The sequence below is a fragment of the Arthrobacter sp. ZBG10 genome (genome assembly GCF_001238605.1).
GTDB lineage: Bacteria > Actinomycetota > Actinomycetes > Actinomycetales > Micrococcaceae > Arthrobacter.
Window position 1 is genome coordinate 1 of the sequence record NZ_LFQH01000129.1, and the last position, 235, is coordinate 235.

Below are 235 nucleotides of genomic sequence, written 5' to 3' on the forward strand. Positions count from 1 at the left end.
TGTCCGCCCCCGCTGATTCCGGGCCCACGCTGGTGACCCCGTCCTTGCTGCGGGACTGGCCGCTGCCCGCGCCGGGATCGGACAAGTACTCGCGGGGGTCGGTGCTGGTGATCGGCGGGGCACGTGCAACACCGGGCGCCGCGCTGCTGGCCGGCAGGGCTGCGCTCCGGTCGGGAGCGGGAAAGCTGACGTTGGCAGTGGCTGCCTCCGCGGCCGTCCAGGTGGGGGTGGCCCT

The 235-nt window shown here is 74.9% G+C and carries 1 pseudogene; it reads left to right on the forward strand.

The window, feature by feature from the left end:
• Nucleotides 1-32: 32 nt before the first annotated feature.
• Nucleotides 33-235, forward strand: a pseudogene (locus tag ACU18_RS19450) (NAD(P)H-hydrate dehydratase); the annotation flags it as partial.